This is a genomic window from Nitrospirota bacterium, from assembly GCA_040757595.1.
In the GTDB taxonomy this organism is placed as follows: Bacteria; Nitrospirota; Nitrospiria; order Nitrospirales; family Nitrospiraceae; genus JBFLWP01.
In genome coordinates this window covers 35,991-54,806 of record JBFLWP010000012.1, presented here as the reverse complement: position 1 = coordinate 54,806, position 18,816 = coordinate 35,991, and the positions used below count along the sequence as shown (strand labels likewise).

Here is an 18,816-nt window from a genome sequence, read left to right as displayed (position 1 = left end):
TTCATGCAGTTCTCTTGTTCGTTGGTCTTCAAGCGATGACGGTCTTAGCGGGCACCTCGGATGTCGGTCCGGGATGCGGACTCGGCAAGATCGTCTGGCGGGATTCCAAGCTCGGCGAGGGGGTGGGGCCGCAACTCTTGATGTCCACGACGAACGACCTGTTTCTCCCTTGGCAGGCTTTCGGTATTTCCACCGGGACGCTTGGCTGTCAGAATAATCGAGAATTTTGGGCGGAAGAAAAAGCTGGAGTCTTCGTGAAGCTCGATTTTGACAATCTTGAGCAGGACATGGCGCGGGGCGGCGGGGAGCACTTGGCTTCCTTGGCGGACCTGATGGGAGTGCCGGCGGAGCGGCAACCGGCCTTCTTCGCGCTGGCCCAGGAGCGGTACGTGAGCTTGACGGTCGCCGGCGAGGTTTCGCCAACGGCGATGATCAAGGCCCTCGACGAGGCGATGGCGCAGCATCCCCTGCTGGCCCAGGCGCCGATGCCGCGGTAATGAATTCTGCGGGGATTCGCCGTTGACGAGGGGCGGGTAGAGGCAGGAGGGAAGTTTGTTCGGAACTTGCCACGATCTTCAAAGGAGGAAGCCATGATGAACAAACGTTGGTTCGCCGTCTGCGCGTCGCTGGCTATCTTTGCCGTCCAGACCGGAATCGGCGTGGCCGGCACGGCCGATACTGGTCCCGGGTGCGGACTTGGAAAGGTCGTGTGGGAAGATTCGAAGCTCGGCCACGGGATCGGCCCGCAACTGCTGATGTCCACGACGAACAACACGATCATCCCTTTCCAGGCTTTTGGCATTACCACGGGGACGCTCGGCTGCAAGAACAATGGGCAGGTGTGGGCAGAGGAGAAGGCCAGGGTCTTCGTGAAGCTCGATTTTGACAATCTTGAGCAGGACATGGCGCGGGGCGGCGGGGAGCACCTGGCTTCCTTGGCGGACCTGATGGGGGTGCCGGCGGAGCGGCAGCCGGCCTTCTTCGCGCTGGCCCAGGAGCGGTACGTGAGCCTGACGGCCGCCGGCCAGACGTCCGCCGCGGCGATGATTGCGGCGCTGAACCAGGCCATGGCGCAGCATCCCCTGCTGGCCCAGGCGCAGACGACTCGCTGACGGTCACCAACGATGCGGGGCCCCGAGGCAATTGTCGGGGCTCCGGTCCTTTCTCTTCTCCTGGCCACCGCCGATTCCCCCTCACCCTCAGCCCTTAGTCCTTGACGAGAATATGGTCATGTGTCATACATGTTCGTGACTATGTTGTGGAGGACGCGATGCGCACCGTGAACATCGCCACGCTCAAAGCGAAGCTGAGCGAATATGTCCGGCGAGCCAAGGCTGGAGAAACCATCCGCATCCTCGATCGCCGTCGGGCTGTCGCCGATCTCTCCGGAGTCTCGGCGTCGGTGTCGGAATCGGAACGTCTTGCCCGTTCTCTTGTCGAAGCAGGCATCGCCATGTGGGAAGGCGGGAAGCCCCGGTTTCATCCTCGGAAACTTCGCAAAGGTCCTGCCCACCTGGCTGAAGCCGTTCTGGAAGATCGAGGGTGATCCTCTATCTGGATACATCCAGCCTGCTGAAGCTCTACGTGCAGGAGCCCGGCACACAGGACGTTCAAGCTCACGCCGAAGCGGTCGACCGCGTCGCTACGTCCGTCATCGCCTATCCAGAAGCGCATGCGGCCCTGGCACGCCGCCACAGGGAAGGGGCGATGAATAGGCGTGACTTCAAGGCCGTTGTCGAGGATTTTCGCGAATCCTGGCATCGCTTTCTGGTCATCCATCTGTCGCTTCCGGTCGCCGTGAAAGCAGGGTCGCTGGCCGTGCGGTATGGACTCCGTGGCATGGACGCGATTCATTTGGCTTCATACGCCGAGATCCTCGATCATGGCGACGTCGAATTTCTTTCCCATGACACCCGCCTCATGCATGCCGCGCACAAGCATCACGCCTCGCACCGCCGGGGGACATGACACGCCGGCGAGCGGCTGGGCCGGCATCAATCGGTTTCCTACTGACTCTGTTGGGGGCGGCCGCCGGCCACTCCGCCGAGACGCCTGATCCCGCCTATTTAGCCGACCTTACCAGCCGGGCGATAGAGGCCAAACTCGCCGAAGAGCGGGAGTGGCGCGTTCTGCTTCATTACCGGCCGAACTTCACGGGCGGGGTCACGAGCGAGGTGGACGACCCGGAGTTTTTCCTGTCCCCGGCCGGCAAAACCGATCCTCGGTCCGAGCTGGAGGCAACGCTGGCGCAGTTCTTCTCCGCCGAGCCGGTGGGTCGCGCGAAACAGCCGGCGCAATGCGCCTTCATCGCCCGCTACCACTGGCTGAAGGCTAGGCTGTCCTTCGACGACCACCGCCTGCCGCCCGCCGCGTGCGAGCGGTTTCACGGCTGGTTCGGCGAGTTGAATCCGCAAGGCGTCAGCATGATCTTTCCGTCCGCCTACCTGAACAATCCCGCTTCGATGTTCGGCCATACGTTCCTGCGTATTGACCAGAAGGGGCAGACCGAGCAGACCCGCATCCTGGCCTACACCATCAACTTCGCCGCGGACGCGCCGGGCGACATCGGGTTCACCTACGCCATGAAAGGGGTCTTCGGAGGATTCAAGGGCTTCTTCTCCACCCTTCCCTATTACCTGAAGGTGCAGGAGTACCGGGACATCGAGAACCGCGACATCTGGGAATACCGGCTGAATCTGACGGACGAGCAGATCCACCGCCTGCTCATGCACGCCTGGGAGATCGGCAACGTCTACGTGGATTATTACTTCTTCAAGGAGAACTGCTCCTACCAGATTCTCTGGCTGCTGGAATACGCCAATCCGGACTGGCACCTGGTGGACCAGTTCGTGTTCTGGACCGTGCCGGCCGATACGATCCGACTTCTGGTCCAGCAGCCGGGGCTGGTCGGGGAGATCGCCTACCGGCCGGCGCGCAGCACGGTGATCAAGCGGAAGCGTGAAGTCCTCTCCGACGAAGAACGGGGGTGGCTTTCCCGGATCGTGCGGGACGCCGCCGTGGCCAAGTCGGACGAGTTCGCCAGGCTGCCAGTCGAGCGGCGGGCCTTCGTGCTGGACCTGGCCTCCGACTACCTGCGGTACAAGGGCGTGACGGACGAGTCCCGCGCCGAGACGTACAAGGAACGGAACCGGGCGGTGCTGGTCGCGCGCAGCGAGCTCCGGGTGAAATCGGAAGACGTGAAGGTCGCGCCCTACACGTCGTCGCCCGAGACGGGCCACAAGACTTCACGGGCCGGCGTGGGACTGGGCTGGCGGAACGGCGATTTTTTCGAGGATTTGAGCATCCGGGCCGGCTATCATGACCTGCTGGACCCGGAGCCGGGGTACAGCCCCGACGCCCAGATCGAGATCATGGCCATGAACGTCCGCCACTACACCCAGCACAACCAGTACCGGCTGGAAAAGCTGACGGTGGCGAACATCCTGTCCCTCTCTCCGATGGATCGGTTCTTCCACTCCCCCTCCTGGAAGGTCAGCGGCGGCTGGGAGACGGTCAACCGGCCCGCCTGCCGCTACTGCGGAGCGGCGAACCTGAACGGGGGACCGGGCGCGGCGTTGGAAAGCCGGCTCTGGGAGCGGGAGGTCTACTTCGCCTTCGCCGAAGTGGATGCCAACTACGGCCATGCCTATCGCGACAACCACCGGATCGGGGGCGGCGGCACGGTGGGGATGTTGGCCAACCTCTCGGACCGGTGGAAGTTCATGGTCTCCACGACCTACCTCCGCTATCCGATCGGCGAGCAGTCGGACGACTTCCGCTGGTTCTTCGGGACGCGGTACGCGCTGCAGCAGAACCTGGCGGTGCGGTTCGAGTACTCCCGCCGCTACGACGACAGCCAGGCCGTCTTCTACCTGCAGGGGTTCTTTTGATGTGGTCGGGCCGACGAGCCAGGAACTTCCTCGACCGCCTGTTCGTGTTTTATCCGGAGCCCTGGCTGGAGCGGGATTGGGCCAGGGCCAGCGGGCTTCCGCTCCAGGAGGTCTGGTTCGACGCGGAGGACGGGACGCGCCTCTTCGGCTGGTACGTCGAAGGGGCGGAGCGGCGGGCGGTGCTCCTCTGGTGCCACGGCAACGCCGGGAACATCATCCACCGGCTGGACAATCTGGCGCGACTGCACCGGCTCGGCCTCTCGGTCTTCCTGTTCGATTACCGGGGCTACGGGCGGAGCGAGGGAAGCCCGTCGGAGGACGGGCTCTATCAGGATGCCCTGGCGGCCTATACCTACCTGGTCCAGCGGCGCCGGACGCCGCCCGAGCAGATCGTCATCTTCGGCCGCTCGCTCGGCGCGGCCGTGGCCGGCGACCTGGCCGTCCGGCGTCCGGCAGCCGGGCTGATCCTGGAGTCGGCCTTTCCCTCGGTCGGCGCGGTCGCGAAGGCCCATTACTTCGGCCTGCCGGTCCACTGGCTCCTGGGCTCCGACTTCGACCTCGCGGACCGGCTCAAGCGCCTCTCGCTGCCCAAACTGATCGTCCACGGCGATCAGGACGAGATCATTCCCTTGGAACTGGGCAGACAGGTGTTCGACCTGGCGAAGGAACCCAAGTCGTTCTACGTCGTGCCCGGCGCGGACCACAACAGCCTCTACGTGATCGGCGGGCACGCCTACTTCCGGCGGCTCAAACAGTTTGTTGATCAGGTTGTGCCGCGATGATCCGTGTTGCTTTCGGCGATTTGCGGGCGCTAGACTCTTTCTCCCGAGGAGGTTGGCCGTGAAACCGGGGTAGCAGGTCGGTTCTCCGCCAGATCCTTCATCAACCGTCGTCCACTGGAACGCCTTCGAGGGCCCTTGAGCGCCGCGAAGGCGTTGGCGTTTTGGGGAGGTGATGCCATGAAATATCGGACGTTATGGTCGTGGCTGTCCTTGGTGCTCATCTCATTCGTGATGGCGGCGTGCGAATCGAAGCAAGAGGCCCCGCCGGCGCCGGGAGCCGAAACGGCTTTGATGTCTCCGGCAGGTTCAGCCGGCCGGGCTGACAATGACGAGGGGGTCGGCCATTACCGGCAGGGCCATTGGGACGTAGCGGAAGGCCATTTCCGCAAGGCGCTCAAGGCCGACCAGAACCTCGCCGAGGCCCATTACAATCTGGCGCTGACGCTGGATAAGATGGGCAAGCATGAGGAGGCGACGGCCTCGTTCAAGAAGGCGGCCGAGCTGGCCCCGTCGAATCCGGCAATCAAAGACTCACCGATCTTGAAACAGCATGTGAAAATGTAGCCGATCCCTTCCGATTCCGCAGCCCCCTCTCGGATCCGCGAGAGGGGGCTGCCTCCCGGTTCGCTTCTTCACAGGCTTCCGACGCAATCAAGTCTTGGCTCTGCCCCCGGCCTTCTGGTAAAGTGCCCAGAATTTTTGTCCTGCTTAGAAAATAGCCAGCGGTGAGTAGCCGAGAGTGAGCGGCTTCGAGTTATTCGCTCTAAGCTATTCGCTGCGCGCTGAAAATGAAGGAGGGAGGCGTGCAAGCGAGAACGGGGTTCGATAGAGATCGGCTCACTCACTTGATGCTGGCGGGATTGACCGTCGCGGGGCTCGGCGGCTGCGCCGAATGGTCCGGCTCGCTGACCGACGGTATTGAAGCCTTGTCCATGCAGGGCGCGCCGTCCTTGGAGGTCTCTGCAGACGGAATCCTTGGCCTCCCATCTCAGCCGGCGGCAGCCGGCCTGCCGGACGAGCGGACGGAGCCAGCCGAGGCGCCGACGCCCGAGCCGGTCGGTGCCGGGTCCGCCGCTGAGCCGGAGAACGGAGAGAAGCCGTCAGAGCCTGAATCGCCCACGCCGGCTCCCTTGATGCTCAGTCAGGCAGAGGGAGGCGGGTTTCAGAAGGACCTCCCGGTCAAGCCGAAGGGGGAGGAAGAAGAGCCCTACGACCCCTTTGCCAAGGCAGAGGGGCTGGCCGAGCCGATCGAGGAGTACGACCCCTGGGAGCCCTTCAACCAGGCGATGTTCACGTTCAACCGGAAGCTGGACGAGTACCTGGTCCGGCCGGTCGCCAAGGTCTACGACAAGATCATGCCCGACGGGCTCGAGGAGGGGCTCCACAACACCTTTCACACCATCCGGTTCGTGCCCCGGTTCGTCAACAACGTGCTGCAGGGCAAGATCAAAGGGGCGGCCATCGAGGTCACCCGCACGGTGCTCAACGCGTCGTTCGGGATCGCCGGCATGTTCGATTTCGCCGGGGAGGTCCTCGACCTGCGGACGCCGGTCGAGGACAGCGGCCAGACGTTCGGCTACTACGGCATCCCGCCCGGCCCGTATCTGGTCATTCCGATCTTCGGCTCGTTCACGGTCCGCGACGGGCTCGGCTACATCGGGGATCTGGCGCTGGATCCCTTCAACTGGTTCGTGTTCCCGGTCATCAAGCTGGACGGGGCGCCCAAGCTCGTGCCGCACGAGGACACCATCCTCTTTGCCCAGCTCGGCGTCCGGGCCGGCTACATCGTCAACGAACGGTCTCTCAACATCGAGACCACCTTCGAGGGGGTCGAGGAGGCGACGGTGGACCTCTACGGGGCCGTCCGCAACGCCTACCTGCAGAAGCGAGCCAAGGCGATCCGAGAATAGCGCGGTGACGGGTGATAAGTGATGGGTGACGAAGGGGGGACATCATGGCGCTGAAACAGAAGTTCTGGAGCCTTCTCCTCGCGCTGCTCTTGGTCGGTTGCACCGCCACCGGCAAGCTGGGTATCGTGACCAAACCGACCGCCGAGGCGGGGCCGCTGCTCAAGGAGGGCCGCGCCTTCCAGGAGATCGGGTCGGTGGAGGGCAGTGCCTGCCGGCACACGCTGGTCGTGGTCCCGGTCGGCGACGACACCTTCCCGGCCGCGGTGAAGGAGGCGCTGGCCCAAAAAGGCGGGGATGCGTTGCTCCACGTGACCGTCACGAACAGCCGCTACAACTTCGTCGTCTACGCATTGGACTGCACGACCGTCCAGGGGACCGCGATCAAGTTTTAGCCCGGTCCGAACCGCGTCGGACGGCAGCACGGGCGAGTCGCTCTTCAACATTAGCAGGCTGTTGAAAAACCGTTTTGCTACCTCGGCACACAGCGCGGCGCGAGGTCGCAGACGTAATCAGAGGACACCACAGGATGTTCAAAAAGGCCGTCCAGCGAGGCCGCAGCCAGCGAGGAGGCGAGGCGTACTCTTTTCGGTACGTTGAGCCTCTGAGCGCCGCGAGAACAAAGCTGGCGGACTTTTTCAACATCCTGTTAGGGGAGGCGACGAGATGGACACGACGCTCCCTGACCAACAAGGAGGCTTGCTGACGACGGTCCACACCGCACCGCGGGACATCTCGGTGCGGGACGTGGCCCGGCTGATGACCGCGCGCGGGGTGGGCGCGGTCGTGGTCGTGGACGGGCCGTCGCCCGTGGGGATCGTGACGGACCGGGACATCGTCGTCCGGGTCACGGCGGCCGGCCTGGACCCGGCCTACGTCCTGGTGGGCGCGATCATGTCCGCGCCGCTGGTGACGGTGCCCGAGTCGGAAAGCGTCGAGGCCGCCATCGTGGTGATGGGACGGCACGGGGTCCGGCGTCTTCCCATCGTGGACGAGGCCGGCCATCTCCTCTCGATCCTCACGCTGGGCGATCTGCTCCGCCTCAACCTCGCCCGCGCGGAGGACCTGGCCCCCATCATCAAGGAACGGGCCACTCCCTTGGCTCCGTCCCCGGATGTCCGGCCTGAGCCTCGCGAAGCCCCGCTGCCCCAGCCACCGGCTCCCCAACCGGCCAACGTTCCGCCGCCCACCTTGTCCGGGCCCGTCGTCAGCGCCGTGCGCCCGTCGGTCGTGATCCCGATGGTTAAACGGCGGCGGCGACGGAGCATGCTCGCGACGATGAGGCGGTGGACCTCCCCTCGATAAGGGAATAGGGCTGAGTTCCTCTCTTGGCGGGCGTGCGTTGGCAGTGACGGCTACTTGAGGATGCCCAGCTCGCGGCCGATCTTGGCGAAGGCGTTGACCGCCCGCTCGAGCTGCTCCCGCCTGTGAGCGGCGGACATCTGGACGCGGATGCGCGCCTGTCCCTTGGGCACGACCGGGTAGCTGAACGCCACGACGTAGATGCCCTCGCCGAGCAGACGCTCGGCCATCCGGACGGCGAGCGCCGCGTCGCCCAGCATGATCGGAATGATCGGATGGTCGCCCGGCACCAGGGTGAAGCCCAGTGCGCTCATCTGTGCACGGAAGAACGAGGCGTTCTCCCGCAGGGTCGCGCGCAGATGCTCGCCCTGGGCCACCAGCTTGAGCGCCTGCAGGGCCGCCGCCGCGATCATCGGCGGCAGGGTGTTCGAGAAGAGGTAGGGGCGGGACCGCTGGCGCAGGAGCTCGACGATCTCGGCCCGGCCCGACGTAAACCCGCCCGAGGCGCCGCCCAGCGCCTTGCCCAGGGTGCTCGTGATCAGGTCCACCCGGTCCGCCACCCCGTAATGGGCCGGCGTGCCCCGGCCCGACTGGCCCAGCACGCCGGTCGCGTGGCTGTCGTCCACCACCACCAGCGCGTCGTACCGGTCGGCCAGCTCCACGATCCGGTCCAGCTTGGCCAGATCCCCGTCCATCGAGAAGACCCCGTCGGTCGCGATCAGCCGCAGCCGGGAATCGGCGGCCTGCGCGAGCGCCGCCTCCAGTTCGGCCATGTCGGCGTGGGCGTAGCGGAGCCGCTTGGCCTTGCAGAGGCGGATGCCGTCGATCAGGCTCGCGTGGTTCAGCGCGTCGCTGACGACGGCGTCCCGCTCGTCCAGCAGGGTCTCGAAGAGCCCGCCGTTCGCGTCGAAGCAGGAACCGTAGAGGATCGTGTCGCCGGTGCCGAGAAAGGTGGAGAGGGCCTGCTCCAGCCGCTTGTGGAGATCCTGCGTGCCGCAGATGAAGCGCACCGAAGCCAGGCCGTAGCCGTGGTGCGCGAGCGCCTCCTCGGCGGCCTTCACCACGTCCGGGTGGCTGGCCAGGCCCAGGTAGTTGTTGGCGCAGAGGTTCAGCACCTCGACCGGCGCGGAGGCCTGCCCCTGGGGCGGGGCGATCCGTACCTCGGCGCCCTGCGGCCCGAGCAGTTGCCGCTCGGTCTTGTAGAGGCCGGCGGCTCGGATCTCCGCGAGCTGCGCCTCGACGGCGCGCTTGAACGAGGTATAGGCCATGGCGGGACCTGTCGGATTGTTGCAGAGAACGCCGGCGCGATCAATAGGGCGATCCGGCAGGCCGTACGGCGCGGGGGCCCGGCCGCGGTTGCAATGAGGAAAGGCGCAGGCCATACTAGCGCCCATGGCGGAGAAGCCGGCCCAGCCCTGCGCGGAATCCGAACTTGCCCGGTACTGCACCCTGTTCGAGGTGTCCGAGGCCGTCGCCGCGCACCGCGACCTGCACGAGCTGTTTCGCGATCTCGCCCAACGGCTCCCTCGCGTGGTGCAGGTGAATTTCGTGGGCCTGTCCTTGCACGACCCCGAGCGCAACGTGATGCGGTTGCACACCCTGCAGGCGAACGTGCCGGCCGACATCGTGGGCGGTCACGAAGCGCCGGTGAACGAGTCTCCGGCCGGGTTGGTGTGGCAGACGCAGCAGCCGTTGCTCATTTCGGATCTTGCGGAAGAGCGGCGCTGGCCGAAGATGACCCGGCTCGCGCAGGAGGACGGGATCCATTCGTTCTGCTTCGTTCCCCTGACCACGGCCGTGCGGCGGCTGGGCGCCATGGGCTTCGGCAGCCTGCAGAAGGGGGCCTACGGGGAAGCCGACGTGGCGTTCCTGCGACGGGTGGCCAACCAGGTGGCCGTGGCCGTGGGGAACGTCCTGAACCATGAGCGGGCGCAGTCGGCCCAACGGCAACTGACGCGCGAGCGGGATCGCCTGCGTCTGCTCCTGGAAATCAACAACGCGCTGGTCTCCAACTTGGATTTCCGAGGGGTCTTTGCCGCCACCACGGCCTGCCTCCGGCGGGTGCTGCCCAACGACTACACGAGCCTGGCCCTGTACGAGCCCGAGCACGACCGGTTCCGGCTGTATGCCCTTGATTTTCCCGTGAGCAGGGGGCTGGTCTCTGAAGGCATGGTGGGGCCGGTCGAGGGAACGCCGGCGGGAGAGGCCTTTCGTTCGGGTAAGCCCCGGCTTGTCGGCGAGACCGAGCTTCGGAATTTCTCGTCGGCATTCGTCAAGCTGCTGATCGCCGAGGGGATCAAGTCCGTCTGTTGCGTACCGCTCCGGCCCCATGACCGGCCCTTGGGAACGCTGAACATCGCCAGCCTCCGCTCCGGCGCCTTCACCCAGGACGACGTGGACTTGCTGGTCCAGGTCGCCAACCAGATCGCGATCGCGATCGAGAACGCGCTGGCCTTCCGGGAAATCGCCGAATTGAAGGACAAATTGAGCAAGGAGAAGCTCTACCTCGAAGGCGAAATCCAGAGCGAGTACAACTTCGAGGAGATCGTCGGCGACAGCGCGGCCCTCAAGCGGGTCCTGAAGCAGGCCGAGATCGTCGCGCCCACCGATTCCACGGTGCTGATCCTGGGCGAAACCGGAACCGGCAAAGAGCTCATCGCCCGCGCCATCCACAACCGCAGCGGCCGGCGCGGGAGGACCTTCGTGAAGATGAACTGCGCGGCCATCCCGACCGGCCTCCTGGAGAGCGAGCTGTTCGGCCACGAAAAGGGCGCGTTCACCGGGGCCATCGCCCAGAAGGTCGGCCGCTTCGAGCTGGCGGACGGCGGGACCCTGTTTCTCGACGAAGTCGGCGACATTCCGCTCGAGCTGCAGTCCAAGCTGCTGCGGGTGCTGCAGGAGCAGGAGTTCGAGCGGCTGGGGAGCACGAAGACGATCCGGGTCAACGTCCGTCTGGTCGCCGCGACCAACCGGGATCTGGCCCAGATGGTGGCGGACCGGCAATTCCGCAGCGACCTCTACTACCGGCTCAACGTCTTCCCGCTGACCGTGCCGCCGCTCCGCGAGCGCCGGGAGGACATCCCGTCGCTCGTCCGCTACTTCGCGCAGAAGTTCGCCCGGCGGATGAACAAGCACATCGAGAGCGTCCCGTCCGACGCCATGGCCGCCCTGTCACGCTACCACTGGCCCGGCAACGTCCGCGAGCTGGAGAACCTGATCGAGCGCGCCGTCATCCTCTCCCCCGGCGCCGAATTGCTCGTTCCGCTTGCCGAGATGAAGGCGCCGGCCGGGGAAGGGGCTCAGCCCGTCGCCACCCTGGAAGCGGCGGAGCGGGAACACATTCTGCGCGCCCTGCAAGAAGCCAAGTGGGTCATCGGCGGCCCGTCCGGAGCCGCGTCGAGACTCGGCATGAAGCGGACCACGTTGCAATCCAAGATGCAGAAGCTCGGCATCTCCCGCTCACGGTAACGCCGACATTTCGGCACCGTGCCGTCATGACGGCGGAGCTTCCTCGGCACCTTCCTCCTCCCGGAACGGAATCCTCACCGGTTCGATTCGTCATCTTCCTGTCGTTTCAACGACTTCCCCCGAGTCCCGGCCCGGGGCTATGGTGTGGAACGTGAATTGCCATGGCCTTGTGTCGAGATTCACCTCGGCCACCATGAGGGGGGACGACACCATGGCCGCTACAGCCGGCTTTCCTGTCAGGGATCTGGACGAGGCGATGGTTCAACGCTGGGCCCAAGTCGTCGGCACGGGCCAATGTCCGCGCTGCGGAGGACTCCTCGTGCCGGACCGCTTCGTGGATCTCCTGGGGGATGAAGAGCAAGCGGGTCTCGCGGCGCGGCGCTGCGTGCAATGCGGAGAGGTCATTGATCCAGTTATCTTGAGAAATCGCCGGCCAAGTCCGGTCGGAGCGGTCGGGCGGGGGGGGGCGGCGACCCTCGGGTCTGAAGAAAGGAGCTGACGCCATGTCCTGGCTGGTTGTGTTCATATCCTCTGCGTTGCCGGTCGTGCTGCTGCTCGTCATCCTCGCGGCGGACCGGTGGCGCCGGGTCCATTCCAGAATGCTTCCGGTCAAGGTCCGTCAACGTGGGCCGCGGAACTCGGCGATCAGGTGAACGAACGTGCGCGTTGTGACTGACTAGGCGGAGGCGAGACATGTTACCGACACGTGGATACGCGACCCAAGGTCCGGCTTCTATTCTCGAACCGTTCACCTTTGAGCGGCGCGACCCTGGCCCGCACGACGTGCTCATCGAAATCCTGTACTGCGGCATCTGTCACTCCGACATCCATCAGGCCCGGGACGAGTGGGGCGGCGCGATGTTCCCCATGGTCCCCGGACATGAAATCGTCGGACGCGTGACGCGCATCGGATCCGCGGTGACGCGACTCACAGTCGGCGAGCTGGCCGGCGTGGGCTGCTTCGTGGACTCCTGCCGAGCGTGCGCGAGCTGCCGGGCGGGCTTGGAGCAATACTGCGAAGGTCATCTCGCCTGGACGTACAACGGCACCGAGAAGGACGAGAAGACGCCGACGTACGGCGGCTACTCGTCGCACATCGTCGTGGACGAGAACTACACGCTCAAGATTTTCCCGAAACTTCCGCTGGCGAACGTCGCCCCGCTGCTCTGCGCCGGGATCACCACCTACTCGCCGCTCCGGCATTTCAACGTCGGTCCGGGCCAGCGAGTCGGGGTGGTCGGATTGGGCGGCTTGGGCCACATGGCGGTCAAGCTGGCCGCCTCCATGGGCGCCGAGGTCACAGTCCTCAGCACGTCCAAAACGAAAGAGCCGGATGCGCGCCGCCTAGGCGCCCACGACTTTGTCGTGTCGCTGGACCCGAAGCACTTCGACGCCCTCGCCAATCGGTTTGATTTCATCCTCGACGCAGTCTCCGCACCCCATGATCTCAATGCGTACCTGAAGCTGTTGCACAGGGACGGGGTGCTGGTGCTGGTGGGGGCACCGGCTAAACCGGTCGCCGTCCAGGCGTTCTCCCTTATCCTCAAGAGAAGAAGACTGGCCGGCTCGGTCATCGGCGGCATTCGCGAGACGCAGGAGATGCTCGATTACTGCGCGGAAAAGAACATCGCGGCGGACGTCGAGGTGATCCCCATGCAGCAGGTCAACGAGGCGTATGAACGGACGATCAGGGGAGACGTGCGCTATCGCTTCGTCATAGACATGAAAACGCTGTGATGGAACAGGCAACAGAGAAAGGAGAGTTCCAATGACCAGTGGAAGCCGAACCTACGCGATCATGGGAGCCTCGGGCCACATCGGCCAAGTGGTCGCCGAGCGGCTCCTCGCGGCGGGCCATCGGGTGCGGGTGCTCGGGCGCAGCGCCGACCGTCTGAAGAACTTGGCGGCCCAAGGGGCCGTCCCCCACGTCGGCGCGTTTGACGATGTGGAGGCTCTGGCCGAGGCATTCACGGGCGTGGACGCCGTCTTTGCCATGATCCCCCCGGATTACTCCACCGGCGACCACTTGGCCTTCCAGGATCGGGTCGGATCCGCCATTGCGCAGGCCCTCCAGCGGGCAAGAGTCCGCTCTGTCGTGAACCTCAGCAGCTTGGGCGCGCATCTCCACGAGCGCACGGGCCCCATCCGCGGCTTGACGAAGCAGGAGGGCCGCCTGGACGGGATCGAGGACCTCCAGGTGATCCACTTGCGTCCCACCTACTTCATGGAAAATCTGCTCGGGTCCATTCCCACCATTCGGTCCCTGGGCGTCAACGGCTCTGCGTTCAGGGCCGACCTGCCGATTCCCATGGTGGCCACGAGAGACATCGGGGCCAAGGCGGCGGAATTCCTGGCCGAGTTGCGGTTCCGGGGCCGCGAGGCCTTTGAGTTCGCCGGTCCTAGACCGGTGACGATGCAAGAGGCGACGAGCGTGCTGGGCCGGGCGATCGGGAAGCCGGACTTGCAATACGTCCAGTTTCCCTACGGGGAAGCGGAAAAGGCGATGCTGGCAGCCGGCATGAAACCGGACGTGGTGGGATTGTTTTTGGAAATGACGCGGAGCTTCAATGAAGGGTTGGTTCAGCCGGAGCGACCGATGACGCGGGACCATCTGGGGACGACCGCCATCGAACAGTTCGCGGAGGTGTTCGCTGCCGCATATCGGGCGGCGACGCGGACATGAGCCGGAAGCGTTCAGGGTGATGAACTTGCAGGACCTTCGTCGGGTGCCGCCTGGTGCAATGGCGGCTGCCGTGACGGTAGGCTTAGGGGACGCAACGGGATGCTGAAAATCACGACGCGCCAAGAGGCGGGGGCCACGAGGCTGGAGATCGAAGGCCGGCTGGCCGGCCCCTGGGTGGAGGAACTGGACCGGTGCTGGCGGGCCGTCGCCGAGCGGGAGCGAAGCCGCCTCATGGTGGATCTGGCGGGAGTGACCTTCATTGATCGTGAAGGCAAGGCGCTCCTGGCCAAGATGTGGCAGCAGGGCGCAGAGATTCACGCCGCCGGGTGCCTGACCCGGTGCATCGTGGAAGACATCACGAAGGCCGGTTCCGCCGGCTCCTCTCGTTCACGTCGGAAGGATGCCTTATGAACCAGACGATGACTTCTCTCGGTCGGGCGTTTCGATTGCTGCTCGTCTGCGCGGCGGGAGCCTGGCTGGCGGGATGCAAGCAGGAGGCGGCCTCCACTCCCGCTCGCCCGCTCCCGGAGGTCGCGGTTCTGACCGTAACGACCCAGACGGTGCCCGACGAGCCGGAGCTGATCGGGCAGACCGAGTCCTCCCGTCCGGTCGAGATTCGCTCGCAGGTGACGGGCATTATCAAGGAGCGGTACTTCACCGAGGGGCGGGACGTCAAGAAGGGCAACCGGCTGTACCGAATCGACCCGGTCCCGTTCCAGGCGGCGGTGGCCAATGCCAAGGCCAAGATCGCCCAGGCGGAGGCGCGGGTGGTCCAGGCGAAGCAAAACTTGGCTCGGGTCAAGCCGCTCCTGGCGGAGCAGGCCGTGAGCCAGAAAGACGTGGACGACGCGGTTGCGGAGGATCTCGCCGCCAAGGCTGCGTTGGAAGCGGCGAGAGCGGACCTGGTCAAGGCCCAGTTCGACTTGAGCAATACGCTGATCGTCGCGCCCATCGACGGGCTCATCGAGCGGACCCGGGTCTATGAGGGGCGCCTCGTTTCCGCGCAAACCGATCTGCTCACCGTGATCCACCAGGTGGATCCCATGTACGTGATCGTCAGCGCGCCGGAGAACCTCATTCTCAAGCGGCGCAGGGAGCGCGCGGAGAAAAAGGTGCAGGGCGCGGGGGTTTACGAGCTGAAGGGCGTCATCACGTTCGCGGACGGCAGCACCTATCCGCACGAGGGGGTGTTGGATCTGCTGGACGTGGGGCTGAGCACCGTGACGGGGACCCTGGACGTGCGGGTCGTGTTCCCCAATCCCGAGCGGGCTCTGATGCCCGGACAGTTCGTCAAGGTGCGCTTCCTGGGAGCCGTGCGAACCGGCGCGATCCTGGTGCCGCAGCGGGCGGTGCAGCAGGGGCCCAAGGGCCCGGTCGTCTTCGTGGTCGGGCCGGGCGACAAGGTGGAGGTCCGGGACGTCCAGGCGGCTTCCTGGCACGGGGATCGGTGGCTCATCGAGGGGGGGCTTCAGGCCGGAGAGCGGATCGTCGTGGAAGGCGTTCACCGGATCATGCCCGGAGTTCCCGTCAAACCGGTGCCGTTCAACGAGCCGGCTCCGTCCCCCGGAAGCAAGGGGCCGGAGGCCAAGACGAAGGCGGGCGCATGAATCCTGTCTTTTTCATCGACCGGCCGATCTTCGCGTCGGTCCTGTCCGTCGTCATCGTCCTGGTAGGGCTGGTGGCCCTGCAGTCCCTGCCCATCGCCCAGTTTCCGGAGATTACCCCTCCGGTCGTCCAGATCGAGGCCGACTATCCGGGGGCGAGCGCGGAAGTCGTCGCGGATGCGGTGGCGCGCCCCATCGAGGTGCAGCTCCCCGGCATCGACAATCTCCTGTATTACAGCTCCACCAGCACCAACGACGGCCACATGACCATCCAGCTCACGTTCGAGATCGGGACGAACGTGGACATCGCCCAGGTCCAGACGCAGAACCGCCAGAAGCTGGCGGAGCCGCAGCTTCCTCCGGAGGTGATACGCCAGGGCATCACCGTCAAGAAGGTGTCGCCGGATCTGCTCGCGGTGGTGGCCCTGAGCTCCAGCGATCCCACGCACGACACGGTCTTCCTGTCCAACTACGCCATCCTCCGCATCGTGGACGACATCAAGCGGCTGCCCGGCGTGGGGGACGCCTACGTGTTCGGGCAGCAGAACTACAGCATGCGGCTGATCCTGGACCCCGTCCGGATGGCCCAGCTGAGCCTGACGCCGACCGACATCGCGACCGTCGTGCGCGAGCAGAACCGGGACTTCCCCGCCGGCACGGTCGGGCGGGAGCCGGCCCCCAAGGGGACCGAGCTCACCATCCCGGTCATCACGCGCGGGCGTCTGGAGGAGGTGAAGGACTTCGAGGAAATGATCGTCCGGGCCCTCCCGAACGGCTCGATGATCCGCCTGAAGGACGTGGCGCGGGTCGAGCTGGGCGCGCAATCGTACACTCTCGAAGGACGGTGGAACGGCAAGCCCAACGTGTTTCTCTTGACCTTCCTGTCTCCGGGCGCCAACGCCCTGGACACCGTGAAGCGGGTCCGGCAGGAGATGAAAGAGCTGGCCAAGAGCTTTCCCCCCGGCGTGTCCTACGACGTGCCCTACGACACGACCCGGTTCATCGAGGTTTCCATCCAGGAAGTGGTCAAGACGCTGGGGGAGGCCATGGTCGTGGTCATCCTGGTCGTGTACCTCTTCCTGCAGAGCTGGCGGGCCACGCTGATCCCGGGCGTCGCGGTGCCGGTCTCCCTGATCGGCACCTTTGCCGGCATGTCGGCCCTCGGCTACTCCATCAATACGCTCACTCTGTTCGGGATGGTGCTCTCCATCGGGATCGTGGTGGACGACGCGATCGTGGTCGTGGAGAACGTCGAGCGCCACATGGCGAACGGGCTCCTGCCCAAGGAGGCTGCCAAGAAGGCCCTGGGCGAAGTGGCGGCGCCGGTGATCGCGATCGTGCTCGTGCTCTGCTCCGTGTTCGTGCCCGTGGGTTTCCTCGGAGGCATCACCGGCCAGCTCTACAAGCAGTTCGCGATGACCATCGCCATGGCCGTGATCATCTCGGGCTTCGTCGCGCTCACGCTCAGCCCGGCCTTGTGCTCGCTGGTTCTCAAGCCGGGCCATGGCGAGCACAAGGGAGCGTTCGGCCTCTTCAACAAGTTCTTCGATTGGACGCGGAATTCCTACGAGAGAGCCGTAGAAATCGTCCTCGGACGGGCAGCGCTGGCCCTGGCTGTCTTCGGGACCCTCGTGGCCCTGTCGGTCGGCCTGTTCAGGGTGATCCCGCCGAGCTTCCTGCCGGACGAAGACCAAGGGTATTTCATCACGATCGTGCAGCTTCCGGACGGGGCGTCCAAGCAGCGGACCGACGTCGTCCTCGAGAAGGTGGAGCGGTATTTCCTCTCGGTCCCGGCGATCCATTCGACGGACGCGATGTCCGGCCTCAACTTCGTCTTCAACACCAGGGGGCCGAACGGCGCCACGATGTTTCTCCCCTTGCACCACTGGGACGAACGCAAGGGTCCGCACGAACACGTGCAGGCCCTGATCGGCGCGGCCTACCAGGAATTCGCCAAGATCCCGGAGGCGCTGATCCTGGCCTTCAACGCCCCGTCCATCCGCGGGCTCGGGGCCACGGGAGGCTTCTCCGTACAATTGCAGGATCCCAGCGGCGGGGACTTCAAGAAGTTCGCGGCGGTCGTGCAGGAGTTCGTCGCCAAGGCCAGACAGGACCCGGCCATCGGCGCGATCGGCACCGGTTTTCGGGTGAGCGCCCCGCGCCTCTACGCGAACGTGAACCGGGAGCGGGCCAAGGCGCTGGGGGTTCCGATCTCGGAGGTCTTCGACACCCTCCAGGCCTATTTCGGCAACCTGTACGTCAACGATTTCATCAAATTCGGCCGCGTTTACCGCGTGCAGACCGAGGCGGAGCCGCAGTACCGATCGGATCCCGGCGACATCTCCAAGATCTACGTGCGCGCCGCGGGCGGCCTGGACGGGCGGGGGCCGTCCATGATTCCGCTGGATACGGTGGTCACGACCGAATATACCAGCGGGCCCGATCCCGTCACGCACTTCAACGGATTCAACACGGCCCTGGTCCTGGGAGCCGCGGCGCCCGGCACCAGCTCCGGCCAGGCGCTCGAGGCCCTGGCTCGGCTCGCGCAGGAGGTGCTGGTTCCCCAAGGCTACGGGATCGACTGGAGCGGCATTTCCTACCAGGAGCGCAAGGCCGGGAAGGAGTCGGTGGTGGCCTTCGCCTTCGGACTGGTGATGGTGTTCCTGGTGCTGGCCGCCCAGTATGAAAGCTGGTCGGTCCCGCTCGCGGTGATCCTGGCCGTGCCGTTCGGCGTCTTCGGCGCGTTGAGCGCCGTCTGGCTCAGGGGCATGACCAACGACATCTACTTCCAGATCGGGCTGGTCACCCTCATCGGCCTCGCCGCCAAGAACGCCATCCTGATCGTGGATTTCGCCAACAAGCGCCACGCGGCCGGCATGCCGGCGGCGGAGGCGGCGATCGAGGCCGCCCGGCTCCGCTTCCGGCCGATCATCATGACCTCGATGGCCTTCATCATGGGCGTGGTCCCGCTGGTCGTCGCGACCGGCGCCGGGGCGGCCAGCCGGCAATCCATCGGCACCGGCGTGTTCGGCGGCATGCTCGCGGCCACGTTCCTGGCGATTTTCTTCGTGCCGCTCTTCTTCGTGCTGATCCGGAAACTGTCCCGGCGGGGAGACGGCCCCGTGGCCGCGCCGCCGAGCCCGGAGCCGGTCCGTTCCGAACGTGAAGGGGGAGACTGAC

General features: G+C 65.5%; 18 protein-coding genes. 17 read left to right on the top strand and 1 reads right to left on the bottom strand.

The window, feature by feature from the left end; translation table 11 throughout:
- Positions 1 to 35 precede the first annotated feature (35 nt).
- The 10 genes from AB1411_11820 to AB1411_11775 all read left to right on the top strand — a co-directional run bounded on the left by AB1411_11820 (position 36) and on the right by AB1411_11775 (position 7,884).
- On the top strand, positions 36 to 497 hold the full coding sequence (locus AB1411_11820) for a DUF3015 family protein (GenBank protein ID MEW6544287.1): 462 nt from the start codon (positions 36 to 38) through the stop codon (positions 495 to 497).
- A gap of 93 nt (positions 498 to 590) precedes the next feature.
- Positions 591 to 1,112 carry a DUF3015 family protein gene (locus tag AB1411_11815; GenBank protein ID MEW6544286.1) on the top strand — a complete coding sequence of 174 codons (522 nt, stop codon included), beginning with the start codon at positions 591 to 593 and terminating at the stop codon, positions 1,110 to 1,112.
- 158 nt (positions 1,113 to 1,270) lie between these two features.
- The gene (locus AB1411_11810) at positions 1,271 to 1,546 is read left to right on the top strand and encodes a prevent-host-death protein (GenBank protein MEW6544285.1); all 276 of its coding nucleotides are present in this window, start codon (positions 1,271 to 1,273) and stop codon (positions 1,544 to 1,546) included.
- Complete coding sequence (locus AB1411_11805; protein MEW6544284.1) at positions 1,543 to 1,968, top strand: type II toxin-antitoxin system VapC family toxin; 426 nt, start codon at positions 1,543 to 1,545, stop codon at positions 1,966 to 1,968. Before AB1411_11810 ends, AB1411_11805 begins: the two co-directional genes overlap by 4 nt.
- Positions 1,965 to 3,890, top strand: coding sequence for a DUF4105 domain-containing protein (locus AB1411_11800; GenBank protein ID MEW6544283.1), 1,926 nt, complete (start codon positions 1,965 to 1,967; stop codon positions 3,888 to 3,890). The genes AB1411_11805 and AB1411_11800 overlap by 4 nt, the downstream gene beginning before the upstream one ends.
- Positions 3,890 to 4,672, top strand: a complete 783-nt coding sequence (locus AB1411_11795) for an alpha/beta hydrolase (protein ID MEW6544282.1) — start codon at positions 3,890 to 3,892, stop codon at positions 4,670 to 4,672. The genes AB1411_11800 and AB1411_11795 overlap by 1 nt, the downstream gene beginning before the upstream one ends.
- 177 nt (positions 4,673 to 4,849) lie before the next feature.
- On the top strand, positions 4,850 to 5,236 hold the full coding sequence (locus tag AB1411_11790) for a tetratricopeptide repeat protein (GenBank protein ID MEW6544281.1): 387 nt from the start codon (positions 4,850 to 4,852) through the stop codon (positions 5,234 to 5,236).
- A 239-nt stretch (positions 5,237 to 5,475) separates the two neighbouring features.
- The gene (locus AB1411_11785) at positions 5,476 to 6,582 is read left to right on the top strand and encodes an MlaA family lipoprotein (GenBank protein MEW6544280.1); all 1,107 of its coding nucleotides are present in this window, start codon (positions 5,476 to 5,478) and stop codon (positions 6,580 to 6,582) included.
- A 44-nt stretch (positions 6,583 to 6,626) separates the two neighbouring features.
- A complete protein-coding gene (locus AB1411_11780) occupies positions 6,627 to 6,974 on the top strand; it encodes a hypothetical protein (GenBank protein ID MEW6544279.1) in 348 nt (115 codons plus the stop codon).
- A gap of 271 nt (positions 6,975 to 7,245) precedes the next feature.
- On the top strand, positions 7,246 to 7,884 hold the full coding sequence (locus tag AB1411_11775) for a CBS domain-containing protein (protein MEW6544278.1): 639 nt from the start codon (positions 7,246 to 7,248) through the stop codon (positions 7,882 to 7,884).
- A gap of 50 nt (positions 7,885 to 7,934) precedes the next feature.
- On the opposite strand, the gene AB1411_11770 is transcribed toward AB1411_11775, so the two are convergent.
- Entirely contained in the window at positions 7,935 to 9,149 is a 1,215-nt protein-coding gene (locus AB1411_11770; GenBank protein ID MEW6544277.1) for a glycine C-acetyltransferase, read from the bottom strand.
- Positions 9,150 to 9,273: 124 nt separating this feature from the next.
- Between AB1411_11770 and AB1411_11765 the strand changes: the two genes are divergently transcribed.
- From AB1411_11765 to AB1411_11735, 7 genes are all read left to right on the top strand, one after another.
- Positions 9,274 to 11,349 carry a sigma 54-interacting transcriptional regulator gene (locus tag AB1411_11765; protein MEW6544276.1) on the top strand — a complete coding sequence of 692 codons (2,076 nt, stop codon included), beginning with the start codon at positions 9,274 to 9,276 and terminating at the stop codon, positions 11,347 to 11,349.
- Between the two features lie 503 nt (positions 11,350 to 11,852).
- Positions 11,853 to 12,002, top strand: coding sequence for a hypothetical protein (locus tag AB1411_11760; GenBank protein MEW6544275.1), 150 nt, complete (start codon positions 11,853 to 11,855; stop codon positions 12,000 to 12,002).
- Positions 12,003 to 12,042: 40 nt separating this feature from the next.
- Positions 12,043 to 13,086 carry an NAD(P)-dependent alcohol dehydrogenase gene (locus AB1411_11755; protein ID MEW6544274.1) on the top strand — a complete coding sequence of 348 codons (1,044 nt, stop codon included), beginning with the start codon at positions 12,043 to 12,045 and terminating at the stop codon, positions 13,084 to 13,086.
- Positions 13,087 to 13,117: 31 nt separating this feature from the next.
- The gene (locus AB1411_11750; GenBank protein ID MEW6544273.1) at positions 13,118 to 14,032 is read left to right on the top strand and encodes an NAD(P)H-binding protein; all 915 of its coding nucleotides are present in this window, start codon (positions 13,118 to 13,120) and stop codon (positions 14,030 to 14,032) included.
- A gap of 99 nt (positions 14,033 to 14,131) precedes the next feature.
- Positions 14,132 to 14,443, top strand: coding sequence for a hypothetical protein (locus AB1411_11745; protein MEW6544272.1), 312 nt, complete (start codon positions 14,132 to 14,134; stop codon positions 14,441 to 14,443).
- A complete protein-coding gene (locus tag AB1411_11740) occupies positions 14,440 to 15,639 on the top strand; it encodes an efflux RND transporter periplasmic adaptor subunit (protein ID MEW6544271.1) in 1,200 nt (399 codons plus the stop codon). The genes AB1411_11745 and AB1411_11740 overlap by 4 nt, the downstream gene beginning before the upstream one ends.
- Positions 15,636 to 18,815, top strand: coding sequence for a multidrug efflux RND transporter permease subunit (locus AB1411_11735; GenBank protein ID MEW6544270.1), 3,180 nt, complete (start codon positions 15,636 to 15,638; stop codon positions 18,813 to 18,815). The genes AB1411_11740 and AB1411_11735 overlap by 4 nt, the downstream gene beginning before the upstream one ends.
- Position 18,816: the final 1 nt, after the last annotated feature.